Origin of the sequence: Mycobacterium sp. 1245852.3 (assembly GCF_001669335.1) — a bacterium.
GTDB classification, from domain to species: Bacteria; Actinomycetota; Actinomycetes; order Mycobacteriales; family Mycobacteriaceae; genus Mycobacterium; species Mycobacterium europaeum_A.
This window is the reverse complement of record NZ_LZLL01000021.1, coordinates 1-884: the sequence shown is the minus strand read 5'-3', so window position 1 is coordinate 884 and position 884 is coordinate 1. Positions and strand designations below refer to the sequence as shown.

At 70.4% G+C, this 884-nt stretch carries 2 protein-coding genes; both read left to right on the top strand.

The window, feature by feature from the left end; genetic code table 11:
- Positions 1-326, top strand: a 326-nt coding sequence (locus A9W96_RS00850) for a helix-turn-helix domain-containing protein (RefSeq protein ID WP_156765063.1), incomplete at its 5' end; no start/stop codon positions are given.
- 19 nt (positions 327-345) lie between these two features.
- Positions 346-884, top strand: a 539-nt coding sequence (locus A9W96_RS00845; RefSeq protein WP_067137396.1) for a DJ-1/PfpI family protein, incomplete at its 3' end; no start/stop codon positions are given.

Genomic DNA, 884 nt, shown 5'->3' with positions numbered 1-884 from the left:
GGGCCAGACGGGATTCCATCCGCGAGGTGCAGGAGGCGATCGAGGTCGACCCGGGCCGTCCGCACAGCATCGGTGATCTGGCCCGCCGCGCCGCGATGAGCCCGCGCCACTTCACCCGCGTGTTCACCGCCGAAATCGGCGAGGCGCCCGGCCAATACGTCGAACGGATCCGCACCGAAGCCGCGCGCCGGCAGTTGGAGGAGACCGACGACACCGTCGTCGCCATCGCCGCCCGGTGCGGCTTCGGCACCGCGGAAACCATGCGGCGCAATTTCCTTCGCCGCGTGGGTATTTCGCCCGATCAATACCGCAAGGCTTTCGCCTGACACCGAAAGGACGACACCGATGACCCAAATCGCCATCGTGGCCTACCCCGGATTCACCGCGCTCGACATGATCGGGCCGTACGAGGTGCTGCGCAACCTGCCCGGCGCCGAGGTTCGCTTCGTGTGGCACGAGGCCGGACCGATCACCGCCGACTCCGGGGTGCTGGTCATCGGCGCCACCCACTCGCTGGCCGAAACACCCTCCCCCGACGTCATTCTCGTGCCCGGCGGGCCGTCGACCCCGGTGCACGCACGCGACGACGCGTTGCTCGACTGGCTGCGCCGGGCCCACGGCAGCGCGAGCTGGACGACGTCGGTGTGCTCCGGGTCGGTGATCTTGGCGGCCGCGGGGCTGCTGGACGGCCGGCGGGCGACGTCGCACTGGCTGACGATCCCCGCGCTCAAGGCATTCGGCGCGGTTCCGGTGGCCGACGAACGGATCGTGCACTCCGACGACATGGTCACCAGCGCCGGCGTGTCCGCCGGGCTCGACCTCGCGTTGTGGCTGGCCGGACAGATCGCCGGCGAATCCCGCGCGAAGGCAATCCAGCTCGCGCT